Annotated in this window: 16 protein-coding genes; 2 read left to right on the plus strand and 14 right to left on the minus strand. The window is 65.9% G+C overall.

Translation table 11 applies throughout. From position 1 onward, the window contains the following. Positions 1–296 precede the first annotated feature (296 nt). Together AC1PLA_RS13045 and dxs are read left to right on the plus strand one after the other, a co-directional pair. A complete protein-coding gene (locus AC1PLA_RS13045) occupies positions 297–953 on the plus strand; it encodes an HNH endonuclease (protein WP_047128903.1) in 657 nt (218 codons plus the stop codon). Between the two features lie 370 nt (positions 954–1,323). Continuing rightward, positions 1,324–3,240 carry a 1-deoxy-D-xylulose-5-phosphate synthase gene (dxs, locus tag AC1PLA_RS13050; protein ID WP_481106198.1) on the plus strand — a complete coding sequence of 639 codons (1,917 nt, stop codon included), beginning with the start codon at positions 1,324–1,326 and terminating at the stop codon, positions 3,238–3,240. 136 nt (positions 3,241–3,376) lie between these two features. Here dxs and AC1PLA_RS13055 read toward each other — a convergent pair whose 3' ends face one another. The 14 genes from AC1PLA_RS13055 to AC1PLA_RS13120 form a co-directional block, all read right to left on the minus strand. Continuing rightward, the gene (locus AC1PLA_RS13055) at positions 3,377–4,633 is read right to left on the minus strand and encodes a glycosyltransferase (RefSeq protein ID WP_481104698.1); all 1,257 of its coding nucleotides are present in this window, start codon (positions 4,631–4,633) and stop codon (positions 3,377–3,379) included. Next, positions 4,623–5,234, minus strand: coding sequence for a hypothetical protein (locus AC1PLA_RS13060; RefSeq protein ID WP_481104699.1), 612 nt, complete (start codon positions 5,232–5,234; stop codon positions 4,623–4,625). The genes AC1PLA_RS13055 and AC1PLA_RS13060 overlap by 11 nt, the downstream gene beginning before the upstream one ends. Then, positions 5,212–6,366: a glycosyltransferase family 21 protein gene (locus tag AC1PLA_RS13065; RefSeq protein ID WP_481104700.1), complete on the minus strand. Its 1,155-nt coding sequence runs from the start codon at positions 6,364–6,366 to the stop codon at positions 5,212–5,214. The genes AC1PLA_RS13060 and AC1PLA_RS13065 overlap by 23 nt, the downstream gene beginning before the upstream one ends. Next, positions 6,357–7,316 carry an NAD-dependent epimerase/dehydratase family protein gene (locus AC1PLA_RS13070; protein WP_481104701.1) on the minus strand — a complete coding sequence of 320 codons (960 nt, stop codon included), beginning with the start codon at positions 7,314–7,316 and terminating at the stop codon, positions 6,357–6,359. The genes AC1PLA_RS13065 and AC1PLA_RS13070 overlap by 10 nt, the downstream gene beginning before the upstream one ends. Continuing rightward, complete coding sequence (locus AC1PLA_RS13075; protein ID WP_481106199.1) at positions 7,313–8,161, minus strand: MBL fold metallo-hydrolase; 849 nt, start codon at positions 8,159–8,161, stop codon at positions 7,313–7,315. The genes AC1PLA_RS13070 and AC1PLA_RS13075 overlap by 4 nt, the downstream gene beginning before the upstream one ends. A gap of 35 nt (positions 8,162–8,196) precedes the next feature. After that, positions 8,197–9,228, minus strand: coding sequence for a 3-oxoacyl-[acyl-carrier-protein] synthase III C-terminal domain-containing protein (locus AC1PLA_RS13080; protein ID WP_481104702.1), 1,032 nt, complete (start codon positions 9,226–9,228; stop codon positions 8,197–8,199). 135 nt (positions 9,229–9,363) lie between these two features. Beyond that, complete coding sequence (locus AC1PLA_RS13085) at positions 9,364–10,395, minus strand: TraB/GumN family protein (RefSeq protein WP_481104703.1); 1,032 nt, start codon at positions 10,393–10,395, stop codon at positions 9,364–9,366. Positions 10,396–10,487: 92 nt separating this feature from the next. Continuing rightward, the gene (locus AC1PLA_RS13090; protein WP_481104704.1) at positions 10,488–10,949 is read right to left on the minus strand and encodes a cupin domain-containing protein; all 462 of its coding nucleotides are present in this window, start codon (positions 10,947–10,949) and stop codon (positions 10,488–10,490) included. A 35-nt stretch (positions 10,950–10,984) separates the two neighbouring features. Beyond that, positions 10,985–11,779, minus strand: coding sequence for a WecB/TagA/CpsF family glycosyltransferase (locus AC1PLA_RS13095; RefSeq protein WP_126967782.1), 795 nt, complete (start codon positions 11,777–11,779; stop codon positions 10,985–10,987). Positions 11,780–11,783: 4 nt separating this feature from the next. Continuing rightward, the gene (locus AC1PLA_RS13100) at positions 11,784–12,578 is read right to left on the minus strand and encodes a polysaccharide pyruvyl transferase family protein (protein ID WP_039522111.1); all 795 of its coding nucleotides are present in this window, start codon (positions 12,576–12,578) and stop codon (positions 11,784–11,786) included. Between the two features lie 36 nt (positions 12,579–12,614). Beyond that, positions 12,615–13,814: a GumK N-terminal domain-containing glycosyltransferase gene (locus tag AC1PLA_RS13105; RefSeq protein ID WP_024937922.1), complete on the minus strand. Its 1,200-nt coding sequence runs from the start codon at positions 13,812–13,814 to the stop codon at positions 12,615–12,617. 64 nt (positions 13,815–13,878) lie between these two features. Beyond that, a complete protein-coding gene (locus AC1PLA_RS13110) occupies positions 13,879–15,363 on the minus strand; it encodes a lipopolysaccharide biosynthesis protein (RefSeq protein WP_047128908.1) in 1,485 nt (494 codons plus the stop codon). A gap of 17 nt (positions 15,364–15,380) precedes the next feature. Continuing rightward, positions 15,381–16,430: a glycosyltransferase gene (locus tag AC1PLA_RS13115; RefSeq protein ID WP_481104705.1), complete on the minus strand. Its 1,050-nt coding sequence runs from the start codon at positions 16,428–16,430 to the stop codon at positions 15,381–15,383. After that, entirely contained in the window at positions 16,427–17,569 is a 1,143-nt protein-coding gene (locus tag AC1PLA_RS13120; protein ID WP_481104706.1) for a glycosyltransferase family 4 protein, read from the minus strand. Before AC1PLA_RS13120 ends, AC1PLA_RS13115 begins: the two co-directional genes overlap by 4 nt. Positions 17,570–17,576 lie beyond the last annotated feature (7 nt).

Consider the following 17,576-nt stretch of genomic DNA (forward strand, 5'->3'; position numbering starts at 1 on the left):
CGAGACGTCGCGCCCGGGTGCGCTCCTACAGCAACATCCCAGGATTCCGCCGCTGTCGTAGGAGCGGACCTGGCCGCGACGAGGCAGTACCGATCGGCGAGACGTCGCGCCCGGGTGCGCTCCTACACGGCTTAGCAAGGCCTGCAAGGCGTCAGAACATGGTTGCGCAGCGCGGCGGCCGGGGTGGCTGGGCGGAGACGTGCTGACCTCTGACTGCAAGTGATTGCAAGACGCGCGCCAAAGCCAGTCGCTGCAATACACAAACTGTCAACGATCGGGTATAAGCTGTTTTCCCGATGGAGACAGACACGCACGCAGGTGATGTGATCTTCCCCGGAGGCTCTTCTGCTCCGGTCGCGGGCAGCGCTGTCGCTGCGATCCAGCAACTTCCCACCTTGCGCCTGCTGTCGCTCGATGCGCATGGTCGCGTACTGGACTGGATCAACTGGCAGGACGCCGCCTGTCTGTACGCACGCGATGCGGTGTCCTGGACGCTGGGCGAGCCCTGCATGCAGATCCATGGCGGCATCTCGCGCCTGACCGGCGCGCGCAGCGTGCTGGAATTGCATCCCATCATCGCAGCGCGCGGGCACGCGCGTTCGCGTGCGCTGGACCCGACGCCGACGCTCAGCAACACCGCCCTGTTCGCGCGCGACTCGCAGCTGTGCATGTATTGCGGCCAGCACTTCAGTCGCCCGCATCTGACCCGCGATCACGTCATGCCGGTCTCCAAGGGCGGCCGCGACAGCTGGGAGAACGTGGTCACCGCCTGCTTCCAGTGCAACTCGCGCAAGGCCAACCGGACACCACAGCAGGCGCATATGCCGTTGCTGGCCGTGCCGTACCGGCCGAGCTGGATCGAACATCTGATCCTGTCCAACCGCAACATCCTCTCCGACCAGATGGCGTTCCTGCGCGCGCAGTTGCCCAAGCGCTCGAAACTGTCGCTGTAGTCCGCCATGCCGGCTCGGCGCGATGCTCCGAGCGCCAAATACGACCGTTGGCAATGGCCGATCGAGAGAAAGGCATCGTCGACGGTGTCGAGCGTATCGGCTCACGACGGCGCATTGCCTCGTATGGCCTCCTACCCGTTCTCCCCTGTGCGCCGGCTCCACCCGCAAGCCATACGACGGCCAGGCAACCCTGACCTATCCCCCAGGCCGCTGACCCGGGTGCGGCAGATTGCCGCAGCCCTTGGAACCCGGCGCGCGCGCCTGCGCTGCCAGCAGGCTCGGCCATCACTTCCCGCTGACAGCTGAACCGGTTTGCTTGCCGGGCCTTCGCATGGGGAGGACAATACGGCTTCAGAACATTGACACGATGATGATCGACTCCACCCGCTATCCGCGCCTGTCCCGCATCCAGACCCCCGACGATCTGCGCACTTTCGACGAGGCCGATCTGACCGCGATCGCCGAAGAGCTGCGCGCCTACCTCATCGAATCGGTGGGCAAGAGCGGGGGGCATTTCGCGGCCGGCCTTGGCGTGATCGAACTCACCGTCGCCCTGCACTACCTGTATCAGACCCCGGTCGATCAGCTGGTGTGGGATGTGGGCCATCAGACCTATCCGCACAAGATCCTTACCGGCCGCCGCGACCAGATCCACACGGTCAAGCAGAAGGACGGCGTGGCGCCGTTCCCCAAGCGCGAAGAGAGCGTCTACGACACCTTCGGTGTCGGGCACTCCTCGACTTCGATCTCGGCCGCGCTGGGCATGGCGATCGCCGCGCAGCGTAGTGGCGACGAGCGCAAGGTGGTGGCGGTGATCGGTGACGGCGCGATGACCGCCGGCATGGTCTACGAGGCGCTCAACCATGCCGGCGGCATGGACCCGGAGCCGAACCTGCTGGTGATCCTCAACGACAACCGCATGTCGATCTCCGAAGCGGTCGGCGGGCTGACCAAGATGCTGGGGCGTGCCAGCGGCAGCCGCACCCTCAACGCCATCCGCGAGGGCGGCAAGAAGATCCTCGGCGACAAGAAGAACAATCCCACCGCGCGCTTCGTGCGGCGTTGGGAAGAACACTGGAAGGGCATGTTCGTGCCGTCCACGCTGTTCGAGGAAATGGGCTTCCACTACACCGGCCCGATCGACGGCCACGACCTGCCCGGCCTGGTCGGCGCACTGAAGACCCTGAAGACGCTCAAGGGCCCGCAGCTGCTGCATGTGATCACCACCAAGGGCAAGGGCTACGAGCTGGCCGAAGGCGACCAGATCGGTTACCACGCCGTCGGTCCGTTCGATCCAAGCAAGGGCCTGGTCGCCAAGGCCGGCGCCAAGAAGCCGACCTATACCGATGTCTTCAGCGACTGGGTCTGCGACATGGCCGCGGCCGAGCCCAAGCTGCTGGTGATCACCCCGGCGATGCGCGAGGGCTCGGGCCTGGTGCGTTTCAGCAAGGAATACCCGCAGCGCTATTTCGACGTGGCGATCGCCGAGCAACACGCGGTGACGCTGGCCGCCGGCATGGCGACCCAGGGCGCCAAACCAGTGGTGGCGATCTACTCCACCTTCCTGCAGCGCGGCTACGATCAGCTGGTGCACGACGTGGCGGTGCAGAAGCTCGACGTGCTGTTCGCGATCGACCGCGGCGGCGTGGTCGGCCCGGATGGCGCCACCCATGCCGGCAACCTGGACCTGAGCTTTCTGCGCTGCGTCCCGCACATGGTGGTGATGGCGCCGGCCGACGAGGCCGAATGCCGTCAGATGCTCACCACCGGCGTGCGTTACGAAGGCCCGGCGGCAGTGCGTTACCCGCGCGGCACCGGCCCGGGCAGCGCACTCGATGCATCGCTCACCAGCCTGCCGATCGGCAAGGCGCAGTTGCGTCACAGCGGCACACGCATCGCCCTGCTGGGTTTCGGCGCCAGCGTGGATGCGGCAGAAGCGGTCGGCCGCGAACTCGGCCTGACCGTGGTCAACATGCGCTTTGTCAAACCGCTCGATAAAGCCATGCTGCTGGAACTGGCCAAGAGCCACGAAGGCTTCGTCACCATCGAAGACAACGTCGTTGCCGGCGGCGCCGGCTCCGGCGTGGCCGAGCTGCTCAACGCCGAAGCGGTCACCATGCCGATGCTGCATCTGGGCCTGCCGGACAGCTTCCAGCACCACGCCAGCCGCGAAGACCTGCTGGCCGAGGCCGGCATCGACCAGGCCGGCATCCGCGCTGCGGTGCTCAAGCGCTGGCCACAGCTGATGGCAGGCAAGGCGCCCGCGTTGAATGCCGCTGCAGGCTGAGGCCTGCGCGGGTCACATACGGCGGCAGTTGCGGCAGGCGGTTGCAGAATCGCCTGCCCGTGCCGGCAATGACGGATGCCGCATGCTGACGCTGACGTAGTGACCCGCAACACGACCGATCCCGCGCGATAACGCATCAGACCTGCGGCACCGCCCCAGTGCGTGCAAACGTATCCACCAGCCGCAGGATGCGCGCCTGCGCATCGATGTCGTGCAGCTCCGTCTGCAATCTGCGTACGCCCGCTGGCAGCTCGGTGGCATCCAGTGCCTCGCGCAACAGCGCAGGCAGGCCGCTCAACTCGCGCAGCCACCACGACGCACCTGCGCTGTGCAGACGCGCGGCATGGTCTAACTGATCATAGTCAAGCGGATAGACGATCGACGGCAAGCCTGCGGCCAGGCAGGCATACAGGATGCCGGCACCGCCATGGTGGACCACCAGGTCGTAGCGATGCAGCTGCTGCGCGTAGTCCACGTACGGCAGGCGCTGGTAGTTGCCGTGCGTCTGCGCTGGCGCCGCGGCGGTATCGCCATCGCTGAAGTGGAAGATCACCTGCGGAAACTGCAGCGCCACCGCACGCAGCACGTGGTCCATCCGCTGCTTGACCCATTGCAGATGCGTGCCCAGCGTCACCAGCACATGCCGACGACCGGGGACGAACTGCGGCGGCGCAACCGCCGCTGGCGGCGTGCACAGCTGCGGGCCGACGAAGCGCACCGCCGCCGGCCAGCGCCGTGCCAACTCGAACGACGGCAGCCCCAGGGCCAGGATGCAGTGCGGCGAATACACCGCCTCGCTGCGATCGCTGCGATAGATCGCCGGCAATCCGGATGCGCGCATCTGACGGCGGTAACACAGGTGCAGGCTCCGCTTGAAGCCACGCGTCAGCCACCGCGCCATCGCCTGCCAGATCCGCTGCGCTGCCGTGGATGGCGGAAGCAGGCCGCCGAAATACGCCGGAGGCCCGTCGCCGGTTTCGATCACGCATGGCGACGGCATGCTGGTCCACCAGGCGATGCCCATCGCCTGCGCTGCCAGCCCCGCGCTGGGCAGGGTGAAATCGGCGATCACCAGGTCTGGCCTCCGCTCGCGCCAGCGCTGCCGTACCGCATCGCCCACCCGCGCCATCAGGCCAAGCGCGCTGTGCAACTGCCGGCGCAGCCGCAAGGGATTGTGGCCTACCGCATGCGGTGGATTGGCGATATCGAGCAACTGCCGATCGGCTTGCGCATCCAGCACGCTGACCGCGCTCAGCCCGCATGCACGGATGCGCGCCAGTGCCGCCGGCGTGCTGATGACCTGGACATCGTGATGTGGCGCCAGCTGCCGGGCGATCGCCAGGATCGGATGCAGATGCCCGCTATACGGCGGCGCGATCAGATCAATGCGCATGTTCTCTCCCCTGCACTGCCTGCTCGACCTGCGCGATGAAGGCCTGGCACTCGACCAGCACTGTCGCATCGCGCAGATAGTGCAGATGCCCGCAGGCAGGCGTCAGATCGGGCGCACCGGCGAACAGCGCGCGCGAGATCCAGTCGCCGCTGCCCTGGACCACGCGCAACTGCCCGAACGCGGCAGGCGCATCGCATACCGGGCCATAGGCGAACACCGCAAGACGCGTGCGCAGCGCCTGCGGCAGCCGTAAGGCTGTCAGCAGCTGCAGGCCACAACTGCCGGCCAGCAGTATCGTCGTCGGCGCCTGCTCCAGCAGCGCCACCACGCGCAAGCGATCTGCATCGGCAACGCGCGCGGCGCGCGCGGCCAGATACTGGTGCGCGTTGGACACGCTGGCGCGCCACAGCGGCATGTGCCGGTGCGGTGGACTAGCGGAGCGATACGGATAATTGCAGTCGATCAGCCGCCGGCCCGGGCCTTGCAGCTGCTGCAGAAAATGCTGTTGCTGCATGCTCAATGCGCAACTCTCCGGATCGCTTTGCCCGGTGAGGAAGGCGATCTGCAGGCTGGCGCCGTCAGTCCGCACGGAAACGCCCATCCGGCAACACGCGATAACGCCGGGTGCGCCAGCGGATCGTGCGCACCAGCGCCGCATGCAGCAGATGCAGTGGCTGCAGGCACTCCGCAACAACCGACAGCAGCGGACGGTGGCGAACCGCACTGGTCACCCGCCATTGCACCAGGCATAGCAGCAGCGCACGCAGCAGCAAGGTGCCCAGCACCCAGGCCAGCGCCGGCCAGCTCGCCTGCACGCAGGCACAGACCAGCAAGGCCAGCAGCAGCAACGGCGGCAGCCCCTGCAGCACGCCGATCGCCGAACGCAGGCCCACGCTCTGCCGACGCAGCAGGATCAACGCGAACAGCATCCATCGATGCATCTGGCGTGCGTAGCTGGCCAGATCCGGCATCGCGGTGCGCATCGCCACCGGCGCGACGGATTGGCGGAGTCGCCCGCCGCGCTCACGCACCAAGGTGGCAACGGCCAGATCGTCGGTGAGCTGCTGCAGTAACGCAGCAAACCCGCCCCAGGCACGCAGCTGCTCGGTACGCGCGGCATAGCACATGCCGTTGATGGTCAGCGGCGCGGCGAACGGCAGCCAGCCCAGATAGGTCAGTGCCGCATTGTTGTTGACGAACTGCGACAACAGCCGGCCTGGCAGCGTGGCGCTGTCCTGGTAGTACGGCAACGCGGTGACCATATCGGCGTCGATCAGATCCTGCAGCAGGCGTGCGAGCGCGCTGGCGCTCAGCTGTGCATCGTCGTCGAGGATCAGGCTGATCGGCGCGCGCACATGCGCCAGCGCGTGCTCGAGCTTCCAGGCCTTGGGGTTGATGCCGGCCGGCGCGGCCGGCACCCGCATGCGCTGGATGCGTGCATGCGGATGCAGTGCAACCAAGGCGTCGGCAACGTTATTTCCCGGGACATCGTCTGCATCCAGCAACCAGACAAACTGCGCGTCCGGCAGCGCTTGCAGGTTGGCCGCAAGGACCTGCTGCAAATGCGCATCGCCCCCCAGCACTGGCTGCAGGATCGCCACCTCGGCCTGGGTTGCGCTGGCGCCCCCCGCTGGCAGTGCGCGTGCACCACGCAGCACCCACAGCACTGCAGCCGTCTTGACCATCAGCACCGCCAGGTAGGCAGCTGCCACTATCGGAACGACTACGCCCACTGCGCCGCCTGCCAACGCACGAATGCCTCGATGCCTTGCTCCAGACTGACGCTGGGCGGCCCGAGATCGGCGAGCGTGCGTCGTGGGTCGAAGGTCTTGGAATAGGCGAACGCACCCACGCCGAAGCGCGTGATCGGCGGCTCGCCGCGCAGGCGCAGCACGCGATACGCCGCCTCCACCACGCTGGCCATGCGCAGTGCGGTGGCGATGCGCACCTCGCGTCGCGGCAGCGGCAGCTGCAGGCGCGTGAGCAGGTCCAACAGCAACTGCTGCAGATCCACCGGCTGCGCATTGGTGAGGTTGTAGGCCGGCAGCAACTGCGGCGCGGTCGCAGCGCGATAGAGGTAATCGCACAGCGTATCGATGTAGATCAGGTCGCCGATCACCGGCTGCGCCTGGCCGACGAAGCGTGGCAGCGCCCCCTTGCGCGCAGCGGCGATCACCCGCGGGAACAACACCGTGTCTCCCGGCCCGAACACCGCACGCGGGCGCAGCACGGATTTGTCGCCCGGATACTGCTCTAGCAGCGTTTCGCCAAGGTATTTGGTCTGCGCGTAGGTGTTGACGAACGTCGGCCCGATCGGACTGTCCTCGCTGAGGTCGTATTGATGCTCCTCGCGATAGAACACCGAACTGGACGACACATACAGCAGACGCGGGCAGCCATGGCGCTTGCAGAAATCGATGACGTTGGCGGTGGCCTGGACGTTGTGCAACTGGAACTGCGCACGCGTGCCCCACGGCGAGGCCAATGCCGCAGCGTGGATCACCACATCCGGTTGCCACTGCAACGAGAACGGCTGGCTCAGATCGATGCGATGGTAGTTGGGCAGATCGCTGGTGCGACGCCCGATGCCGTGGATCTCCACACCCGGCTGCCCCTGGAAACGTCGCAGGAAGGAACCACCGACAAAGCCGGATGCACCGGTCACGAGAATACGCAGGCTCATCGCCACTCCGGTTGATAACGGTCAAGGCTGGGTTGGCAATGCGACGGCAGGATGGCCAACTCTGGGTGTGCATGCGACAGCGCGTGCAGCTGCTGCACGGTGCGCCGGAACGCGCGCCAGTCGTGCATCAACAAACGTGTGGGCCAGGCAGGCCACTGCAGCGCAGACCAGGTCGCCGACGACCACACCGCGTCGGCGCACAGCAACACCTCGCGGTCGTGTTGATCGCGCAACCACAGGCCCATTTGCCCGGGCACGTGCCCGGGCAACGGCACGGCCAGCACGCTGCCGTCTTCGAACAGATCGTAGGCCGCGCCCAGACCTTGCCAGGCGCCGGTCAGCGCACGCAACGGCGCCTGCTCGGCAAACTGCAGGCGTCGATCGAAATCCTCGGGGAGCAGCTGCGGCAACAAGGCACGCCGCAGGCCGCCGAGGCGCGAACAACTGCGCAACTGTTGATAGTCGGCGCGCAGGCACAGGAAGCGCGCGTTGGGTAGATCGCGCAGACCGCCGACATGGTCGGCATGGAAGTGCGAAATCAGGCACCAGGCGATCTCCTCCAGCTGCACGCCACGGCGTGCCAGCTGTGCGCCCAGCGTTTCGTGCGCGGGCAGGTGCACCGGCGTGGTCCAGCGATACAGGCGCTCGGGCCAGGGATCGGTCGCGTGGAAAAAATGCTCGGCATACCCGGTGTCGTATAACAGCGCGCCGCGCTGCGGATGTCGGATCAGCACGCTCAACGCGGGGAATTCCACCGCATGCCAGTGGCCGTCCGCACGCACCATGCGCTCGCAATGGCGGCAATGGCCGATGCGCAGCAACTCGAGCGACACGCGCGGCGGCATCAGGGCGCGACCTGGTCGGAACATGCGCACATGCTCTAGTACCGCAACACCATGCCGCCGATTGCCAGCCCGGCACCGGTGCCGAGCAGCGCAACCAGATCGCCACGCTGCATGCGCTGTTCGATCCGGGCGTGATGCAAGGCATGCGGCAGCGAGGCGGCGACCTGGTTGCCGGTGGCCTGCAGGATGCGAATCACCTGATCGGGGCGCAGCCCCAGCGCCTGCACCACATGATCCAGGCCGCCACCGGAGGCCTGGTGCGGGACCAGGCAGCGCAACGCTGCCGTGGTGGTGCCGGCCTCGCCCAGCAACCGCTCCCAGAACGCAGGCAGATGGCGCGCCGCGAACCGGTAGGCGCCACGCCCATCCATGCTGAAGCTGCGCAAGGCCTCGGGCGACTGTTCTTCGCCGCGCGGATAGCGAGTGCCGCCGCCGCGAATGCGGCACAGCTCCGCGCCGTCGCCGTAACTGGACAGGCGGCTGGACAGCAGTGCCGAGCCGTCATCGGCGGCGCTGCGCCCCACGACCACCGCGGCCGCGCCATCGCCAAACAAGCCGGCGGTGGCTGGCGTCGATGCCTCCAGCCCGCCCGATGCCACCTCGCTGGAAACGATCAACACGCATCGGTAGCGCCCGAGCGCCAACGCATTCGCGGCCATGTCCAGCGCCACCAGAAAGCTCAGGCAGGTCGCATTGACGTCGAAGGCCGGAATGCCCGAATCGCCCAGCCTGAGTGCGCGCTGGATCAGCACCGCCTGGCAGGGAATCGGCTGCTCCATGACGCTGCAGGCCGAGATCAGGCAATCGATCTGACCAGGGTCGATGCCCGCGCTTGCCAGCGCCTGGGTCGCCGCCGCCGCACCCATCGACGAAGCCGTCTCGCCCTCGCCTACGTAATGGCGCGTGGCTACTCCCGAGCGCGCGAAGGTGGTGCCTGCCGGCAGCTGCCAGCGTTGATCCAGCTGTTGCGAGGTCACCTCCGTGGCGGGGACATGGCGCCCGGTGCCCAGAATGCGCAGCGGCAATGCGTTCAACACGGAGGTCTCGTTGGACAAGGCGCGCAGCATACCGTGGCTGGCGTGGGTCGAGCCGATCGATCGCCGGAGCGCGCAATGCGTATGGACTGCCTGCGAGGACGGCGATCGGTCAGTCGATCGCCACCTCGTTCTAGACCACAACCGCCGGGCAGTCGTGCCGACGTGTCAAGGCGCTTCCACCGCATATCCCAGTGCCTGCAGCCGCGCCAGATAGCCATCGGCTGCGGTCAGCCGGCTGATCGGCAGCACCGCGAAGGTGCTGCGATTGCGTTGCAGCGCGGTGGTGGCGATGCTCAGCCAGTGCTCGCGCATGCGCCGTTCCAGATCGTCGATGCCGCGCTTCCTGGCGGCGCCGGAACTGGCCATGGCGCTCATGCAGGCGGCCTGCGGATCTTCGCGTGGCAACTGGCGCAGTGCCTCGATGTCGCCCACCGACCAGGCGTTGGCGCGCTCGACCATCGTGGGCAGGTCGCGCTCGACGGTGACCAGGATGCTGCGGAAGCACGCGGTATCGTCCATGCCACCGGCGCGGAACTCCTTGATGGCCTGGCGCGGGTCGGCGATCTTGTAATCCAGCGCGGTGGGGGTCGGCTTGATCCCGGCGCGCTTGGCGGCACGCTCCACCACCGACCAGATCACCGGCGAGCGCGCCAGGCCGGAGCGCTTGATCGCTGCCTGATACAACTCGCCGGCGGCAAGCATCGGGCGCTTGCGCTCCACCCCACGGTCGCTGCCGAGATAGCGTGCCTTGGCAACCGACCAGCGCGCATACAAATCGGCCGGCAGCAGCTCGCGCAGTTCGCGACCGTCCTCGTTCTTCATCGCCTTCATCGCCGACGGCAGCAGGGTCAGTTTGCCGAAGAACCCCATGTCCGCATCGATCTGGACGGTCGGGGCCATCAGCACCTGCTGCGACTGGCCGATGATCGTTTCCACCTCGGCCGACTGCCACTGCAGCCGCTTCGGCAGCGGCGACACGGTGCCCAGGATCCACAGCACATGATCGCCCTTGCTGACCTTCCACAGGCCCGGGCCGGGTTGCACACCGCGCACCACCATCGCTTCCAGATCGACCACGGCCGGCGGCGATGGCGCGGCCGGCGGCGGCGTCGTGCCATCGCTGGCCGACGCCAGCAACGACACCAGCAACGACACCAGCATCATTCCCATGCCCCACCCCGCCCGCTGGCCTCGCATCACGTCTCGCCCCCTGTGTGAGAACGCGGACACTACGCCAAGCCGGCCATGGCCGCGTTAGGGAAATGTTCGCCGCCGCAGCCGCCGATGGCTCAGCGTGGATCCAGGCTGGCCAGGTGCGCAGCCAGCGGCGAGGCGCCGTCGAGCAGCGCGAATCCTTCCCAGACGAATCCCGGCGAGACCGTGCAGCCCACCAGGGTGAAAGCGCCAAGCGACCGCGCCGCCTGCCAGCACCCTGCCGGCACCACGTGCATCGGCTCGCCGCGCTCGGCGGCATCCAGGATCAGGCGTTGCAGCTGTCCGCTGGCCTCGTCGTAGATCGACAACTCCAGCGCATCGCCCTGCTGCCAATGCCAGCTTTCTTCCGCATCGACGCGATGCCAGGCGCTGGACTCGCCGGCAGCAAGCAGGAAGCGGATGGCGGTCAGCGCCGGGCGCGGCTGGCCGCCATCGCTCACCTGGCGCGCAGACGCATACACGCGACGGAAATGCCCGCCCTCGGGATGCGGGGCGAGTTCGAGCGAACGGATCAGGTTGGCGGCGGTCGGATGCATGCCTACATGCTAAGCCAGCCGACCCCGCGCATGCATCACGGCAGGTGCTTGCCCGCACGCAGGCAGGTACGGAAGAACACCAGCAGATCCCAGCTATAGCGCTTGAGCAGGCGACGCGGCTCGTTGAGCAGCCGGTACATCCATTCCATATGCAGGCGCCGTACCCAATCCGGCGCACGCTTGGCGGTGCCGGACAGGAAATCCAGCAACGCGCCGACCCCGAACACCAGCGGGACGTTCAAGGCATGGCTGTGGTCCAGGATCCAGCGCTCCTGCAGCGGGTTGCCGAAGGCCACCAGCAGCACATCGGCGCCCGAGCGATTGATGCGCTCGGCCAGGCCCTCGCCGGCGGCAGCAAATTCGCCATAGCCGTCGCACATGCCCACCACTTGCTGGCCCAGTGTTCCGGTCAAGGTCGCGGCGGCGGTCTTGCCCACGCCCGGACGACCGCCGAGCAGGAAGAACTTGAGTGGCTGCGCGGCCTCGCGACACAGATACGGAATCAGGTCGGTGCCATTGAGGTTGCCGGCAAAGCGGCGGCCATGGATCAGGCGCGCTGCCAGATCCATGCCGATGCCGTCATTGACGATGCGCACGCTGGGCTCGCGCATCCGCAACCGCAGTGCCTGGCATTGCACGATGAAATTGGTGTTGGCAAAAAAGACCCGGCGTGGTTGCCGGGCGGCCAATGCGTGAAACAACTCCAGTGCAAATGCTTCCTGCGTGGTGGAGAGCACCGGAAATCCGCCAAGCGGAATCACCACGCCCTGCGGCATCGCCGTGTTGGCGGTTGCTGTCGTCTCCGTATCCACGTGCCGGCCCTGCATCATCGAATCACCAAAGGTCGTAAGGAAACGCGGCCAGCAGCCCGGCCTGCAGTTTTTCCAGATCGAAATCGCCGTTACCGCCAAGCTTCAGGCACTCTTCCACGCTGTTGCCCGAGTGCCACTGCATGCGTCCGGTGCCGTTGTAGTAGTCGTCGTACTTGAAGCGATCCTCGCCGTTGCCCCAGTCCAGGTACACCGCCGGAATCCCGTACGCTTCGGCAAGAATCAGCCCGTGCAGCGAACTGCTGATCACCAACTCGGCGCCCAGCAACGCACTCATGAAGGTTGCAGGCTTGACGTTGGGAAATACCAGATGGTCCGCGTACGCGCTGTACTTCTCGACCGGCTCGTTGAAATGCGGAACGATGGCGAAGGGACGCTTGTTTGCCGTTCCCAGCGCATCAGCCGGAAAAAACATCGGTGTCAGCAGACCGGGGTCGCCATAGACTTCCGGCACGGCAATCCCGCGATCGAGCAGGAATTGACGCGTCTTCGGACCACGCACTGCACGCACATCGAGCGTGCTGAAGGTATTTCGCTCGGCGGGAATCTTGCCGTTGATGCCGCTGCCCCAGACGGTGTCGCCGTCCTTGGCAAAATGCAGCACCGACCCGATGGCGATCAGTTTCTTGCTGAGATCACGCTTCTCGATCAGCGTCTTGTCCTGCAAGGAGAGCACACAGGACACAATCACCTTGGACAGATGATCGCCCATGTTGACGCCAGCGTTCTTCGGCTGCCACCAGAACAAGGCACGGCGTTCCGCATGTTCGATCCATTTCTGCAGCAAAGCATTGGCCATAACGAGCAGTCTCCTTCTAAAGTTGGGTGCGCTGCATCAGTGCGAGAGCGCGGCCTCCGAAGAAGCACGCACAGCTGCGCCATCTTGCTGCGGGTACAAACGGGTTTCTGGATACGCACCGGGATTCAGTACGCGGTCGGTGGTGTCGGACCAATTCAGGCATTGGCGGTAACGCACGCGCGGTGCTTCCAGCGCGCGACTGATGGCCGCAATGACCGACTCACCGTTGCCGGGAGTGTAGCCGAAACGCGATTGATACGGCCCCACGACGGCATTCGGACACACCGCAGGCAGGCCGAAGAAATCGTATTGCAGCAACTTCATCGAGCTATCGGCCAGATACACCGGCACCTGCTCAGATGCATAAGGTGCGATCCCGAAACGGGCGTGCTTGATGTAGCCGATGGTCTCGGCGTGCTTCATCTCGCCATAGACGATCACGTTGTCGCCATAGCCGGGATGCCGGCCCATGCCCGAGCCGATCACATGGAACGTGACCTGCGGGAACGCCTTGCTGGCAACCACGAAGAAGTCCGGATCGAACAACATCGAGCCCACCGCAACCGCATGGATGCCCTCGCCATACGGCGACGGGTCGCCCAGCTGATCCAGGTTGTGATCCACACCGTGGCCGACGTGATACACGTTGTCGCGGCTTGCCACTTCTTCCGCCATTGCCGGCGACACCAATGCGATCACATCCAGCGTCGGTGCGACCCGATCGAACTCGCGCTCGATATAGGACGCGACATTGATCGTGCTCAGGCCGTCGGAAGCGCGATAGACCAGCTTCGCTGCCGGATTGATGCGTTTGGCCAGCTCGATGAAGGCCACCGCGATACCGCTTTCGAACACGATCACGTCCGCCTCGCGCATCCAGTCCAGCAACTGGCGTGGCGGATGCGCGGCATACCAACGGAACATCGCATCTTCGACAGAACGCAGCCAGGCGCGGCGCGTGTTGAACGGATGCACCGTCGTGCGCCACAGGTAGCACTCCACGCCCTTGTGCGACACCACGGTGTTTGCGGTGTCGTCCAGCGGCAGCCGCATGTCGCCCTTCATGCGCGACAGCCGGCTATAGCGCAGCGAGAAAAACCGCGTGGTGCCACGCAGCGCGAGTTGATCGGTGATGAAGTGGATGTTGGCGCGGCGTGGCGTGCGGTAGTCGTGGGCGGACAAGACCAGATAGCAAGGCCGGCGAATGCCGGAAGCGGCGGCGGGTGTATCGCTCATGGGCCGTGTCCTATGAATGAGTGGGAGAAAGCATGCAAGAACGCAGGCGAAGACGATGTCGATCTCATTGGCGTGCCTTGGCCTGCTTGAGCAACTTGCGGATGTTGAGGATGGCAACGACGTCGCGGCGGAACGCCGGCCAGATCGCCAACGCCAGCAGACAGACCGCCGCCATCGCGGCCGCACCGACAGCCAGCTGCTGCCACAGCGGGCCACCGACGGTGATGGATGCGTAATACGCGCACACCCCCGCCACGCCATACGCGGTCATCGCACGCACCGCATTGGTGAACAGTGCAACCACCGGTGCGTCGGAGATCTTGCCGACCCAGACCAGCGACAACGGCCAGGTCACCAGCAGGCCGAACGAGTAGCCGATCGCCACGCCCATCGCGCCCCAGCGCGAGCCGACGAAGATGCAGCCGATCAGCACGATGCGGCTGACCAGCGAGAACAGCAACTGCGCGCGCATCAGGCCCCTGGCAAGGAACACCCAGTAGGTTGCATAGGACGCAGTCTGGAAAATACCGCCCAGCGTCAGCACCTGGAACAGGGGCACCGCCTCGCGCCACTGCTCGCCGAGCACCAGCACGATCAGCGGCATGGCCAGCGCGCAGGCGAAGGCGAACAGCGCGACGATCAGATGCACCATCACCGTCTGCCCGCGCAGCAGGAAGGCGCTGAAGCGTTCGCGGTCGTCCTGCAGCTGCGACAACACCGGCAACGCCACGCTGGTGGCCGGCGCGTTGATCTGATTCAACGGCATCATCAACAACTGAAACGCACGGTTGTACAGGCCCAGTGCATCCGGGCCGGTGCGCCAACCGATGATGACCTGGCCGACGTTGCGGCTGGCATAGCCCAGCAACTGCGCAGCCATCAGGTTCCAGCCGAAGCTCATGAAGTCGCGCATCGGCGCCGAGCGTTGGTACCCACCCGGCAACCAGCGTGCACAGCTCGCCGCGATGATGAAATTAACTACCGCCTGCACCACCTGCTGCACCACCAGTGCCCAATAGCCCCAGCCCAGCAAGGCGGCAGCGACGGCCGCACCCAGGCCCAGCACCTGCGATCCCACATCGCTGAGCGCAACCTGGCCAAACCGCAGCCCGCGGCTCAGATGCGCGCGGTACTGCGTGGTCATGCCGTTGATCAGGAAGGTCACCGCCAGCGCCTGGGAGATCGTCACCAGCGCCGGTTCTTTATAGAAATTGGCGATCACATGGGCAGAGGCGTACACCACCACCGATAACGACAAGCCGATGCCGCTGTTGATCCAGAACAGGTTGTCGCGTTGCTCGCGGCTGACATGCTTGGCCTGCACGGCAGCGGCAGACAGGCCGAAATCGCGCAGGATCTCGGCCGCACCGACAATCGCGGTGACCATCGCCATCAGGCCGTAGTCGTAAGGCGTCAGCAGGCGCGCCAGCAGGATGATGCCGCCGAACTGCACGACCATCTTGGCCGACTGGCCGATCATGGTCACCGCTGCGCCACCGGCGGCGCGCGAACCGAGGCTGCGCTGTGGCGGCGGCGTGGGGGAATTCATCGTTGGGATCTCTGCGGTCACAGCGCGGCGTCTCCATCCTTGCCGAGCGCTTCCAGGTAGGTGCGGTAATGCAGCTGTCCGATCCGTGGCCAGTCACGTTGCGAGAGATCCGGTGCCGGGCCGCGCGGCGCGGCACGCACCTGGTCCAGCATGCCGGTCAGCAGCGCCGCATCGAATTCGCCTTCATAGAGAAACACCCAGCCCGGCCCCACTTCTTCGGCAATCGCCGCATTGGATTCGCTCCACGGTGCCAGCACCGGGCGCGCCAGCGACAACGCCAGCAACAAGGTGCCGGAGTTGTGCATCTGCCGGTACGGCAGCACCACCAGCTCGGCCTCGCTGACTTCGCGTGCCAGCACCGGTTCTTCGACATAAGCCAGCAAGGCGCTCACACGCGGATCCTGCGCGCAGGCCTCTTCCACCAGGCTGCGCATCTGCGGCGTGGCCGGGTTGCCGACGATACGCAGCTTCAGGCGCGGATCGTCGACCTGACGCATCACCTCCAGCAGCGTTTCCACGCCCTTGTATGGGCGGATCAGGCCGAAATGCAGCAGCCGCCCAGGAACCGGCGTGCCTTGCGGCATCTTTGCAAACCACTCGCGATAATGGCCGTGCAGGATGGTGTCGGTGAATGGCGGTCGCGGCGGCGTGGTCGCGTTGATGCGGATCCAGCGACGCGTCAGCCGGTCGACCCAGCGCAACAGGCCGCGCTCGCGCCAGCCGCGATCCTCGTGCGGTGCCAGGTTGTGCAAGGTGCGCACCACCGGCGTGCCGGTCAGCTGCAGCTTGAGCAGCAACAGCGCCGCACACATCTGCTTGGCCAAAGTGCCGACCGCACTGGGATGGCGCAGCAGATATTCCGGCCAATGCAGATGCAGCACGTCGTAGCGCGACAACAGCGCATCGCGCATCGAAAAGAAGCGCGGCTGCACTGCGGCGGGCAGCGATGCATAAAGCTGGGTCAGATATGGATTGGTGCTGGCATTTGGCTTTTCGGTGGAGAACAGCACGGTGACCTGCGGCTGCGCGGACGCTCGCGCACTCGCTGCCGATGCAGGCGCGCTCATCGCACTGCCTCCCGGGTACGGCGGGTGCCCAACGCGGTGTGGTACTCGTCAACGTAGCGCCCGACCACATGCTTCCAGTCGTAGCGGCTCACGTACGCCATCGACGCTGCACGACGCGTATCGAAATCGGCATCCGCTTGCAGCGCAAGCGCCTGTACCTGATCTGCGGCCGCATCGATCCGGTCGCGGTTGACGATCACGCCCTGCCCCGATTCGCTGGCAAGACGCACGAACGGCGGGATGTCGCTGAGGATCGGAATCAGGCCGGCACTCATCGCCTCGACCGCAGCGATGCCGAAGCCTTCATGGCGCGACAGGCAGACGAAGAACTGCGCCTGCTGCATCAGGCTGCGCAACTGCTCCTGGGACGGCGACATGCTGAGCTGCACCTTGTCCTGCAAGCCCCGCTCGGCGATCGCCTTGCGCAGGTCGGCCTCGTTCAAATCGTATTCGCGCCCGGCAATGATCAGGCGCCACTGCGGGTCGCGCTGCAGTACCGCCTGCAGCAGCTCCAGGGTTTCGATCAGGCCCTTGTTCACCGACCAGCGGCCGAAATACATCATGGTCCGTCCCGGCGTCGCTGCGCCCTGCGCTGCGTATTTCTCCACGTCCACGCCGTTTTCGATCACCCGCAAACGCGCCGGCGACACCACCTTGGCGAACAGCTCGCCGTCGTTCTCGCTGGTTGCGATCACCCGCGCATACGCCAATGCCGAAGTGCGGGTGAGCGTTTGAAACCATAGCTGCTTCATCCGCGAGGCATACGCGGTGTGGAAGAAGCCGCCGTGCGTGGACACCACCATCGGCTTGCCATGCAGCGGCCTGGTCAGCGCCAGATAGTCGTAGAAAAAATCGATGCCGTGCAGGTGCACCAGATCGGCCGAGCGGATCGCGCTCAGCACGGACGGCGCCAACGGATAACGCGACGAGCCGCGATAACCGATGCGTCGGATCGGCAAGCCCTGATACGTCTCCTGCTCCGCAAGCTGCGCGCCCGAATCGGTAAACACCCGATCCAGGGTCACGACCTCCACCGTATCGGCACTGGTGGCCTGGTGTTGCCGGGCCACATTGAGAACGACTTCCTCCATGCCTCCGATCGAAGGATGGAATTGGCGGACGACATGCACCACTTTCATTACGCCA

The sequence above is a fragment of the Xanthomonas sp. NCPPB 1826 genome, from assembly GCF_056725285.1.

Coding starts and splice junctions, on each gene's coding strand:
- AC1PLA_RS13055 (WP_481104698.1), bottom strand. CDS start 4,633: ATGCGCATTGATCTGATCGCGCCGCCGTATAGCGGGCATCTGCATCCG.
- AC1PLA_RS13115 (WP_481104705.1), bottom strand. CDS start 16,430: ATGAGCGCGCCTGCATCGGCAGCGAGTGCGCGAGCGTCCGCGCAGCCG.
- AC1PLA_RS13100 (WP_039522111.1), bottom strand. CDS start 12,578: ATGGCCAATGCTTTGCTGCAGAAATGGATCGAACATGCGGAACGCCGT.
- AC1PLA_RS13120 (WP_481104706.1), bottom strand. CDS start 17,569: ATGAAAGTGGTGCATGTCGTCCGCCAATTCCATCCTTCGATCGGAGGC.
- AC1PLA_RS13080 (WP_481104702.1), bottom strand. CDS start 9,228: ATGCTGCGCGCCTTGTCCAACGAGACCTCCGTGTTGAACGCATTGCCG.
- AC1PLA_RS13090 (WP_481104704.1), bottom strand. CDS start 10,949: ATGCATCCGACCGCCGCCAACCTGATCCGTTCGCTCGAACTCGCCCCG.
- AC1PLA_RS13060 (WP_481104699.1), bottom strand. CDS start 5,234: ATGGGCGTTTCCGTGCGGACTGACGGCGCCAGCCTGCAGATCGCCTTC.
- AC1PLA_RS13070 (WP_481104701.1), bottom strand. CDS start 7,316: ATGAGCCTGCGTATTCTCGTGACCGGTGCATCCGGCTTTGTCGGTGGT.
- AC1PLA_RS13105 (WP_024937922.1), bottom strand. CDS start 13,814: ATGAGCGATACACCCGCCGCCGCTTCCGGCATTCGCCGGCCTTGCTAT.
- AC1PLA_RS13110 (WP_047128908.1), bottom strand. CDS start 15,363: ATGAATTCCCCCACGCCGCCGCCACAGCGCAGCCTCGGTTCGCGCGCC.
- AC1PLA_RS13085 (WP_481104703.1), bottom strand. CDS start 10,395: ATGCGAGGCCAGCGGGCGGGGTGGGGCATGGGAATGATGCTGGTGTCG.
- AC1PLA_RS13045 (WP_047128903.1), top strand. CDS start 297: ATGGAGACAGACACGCACGCAGGTGATGTGATCTTCCCCGGAGGCTCT.
- dxs (WP_481106198.1), top strand. CDS start 1,324: ATGATCGACTCCACCCGCTATCCGCGCCTGTCCCGCATCCAGACCCCC.
- AC1PLA_RS13075 (WP_481106199.1), bottom strand. CDS start 8,161: ATGCCGCCGCGCGTGTCGCTCGAGTTGCTGCGCATCGGCCATTGCCGC.
- AC1PLA_RS13095 (WP_126967782.1), bottom strand. CDS start 11,779: ATGATGCAGGGCCGGCACGTGGATACGGAGACGACAGCAACCGCCAAC.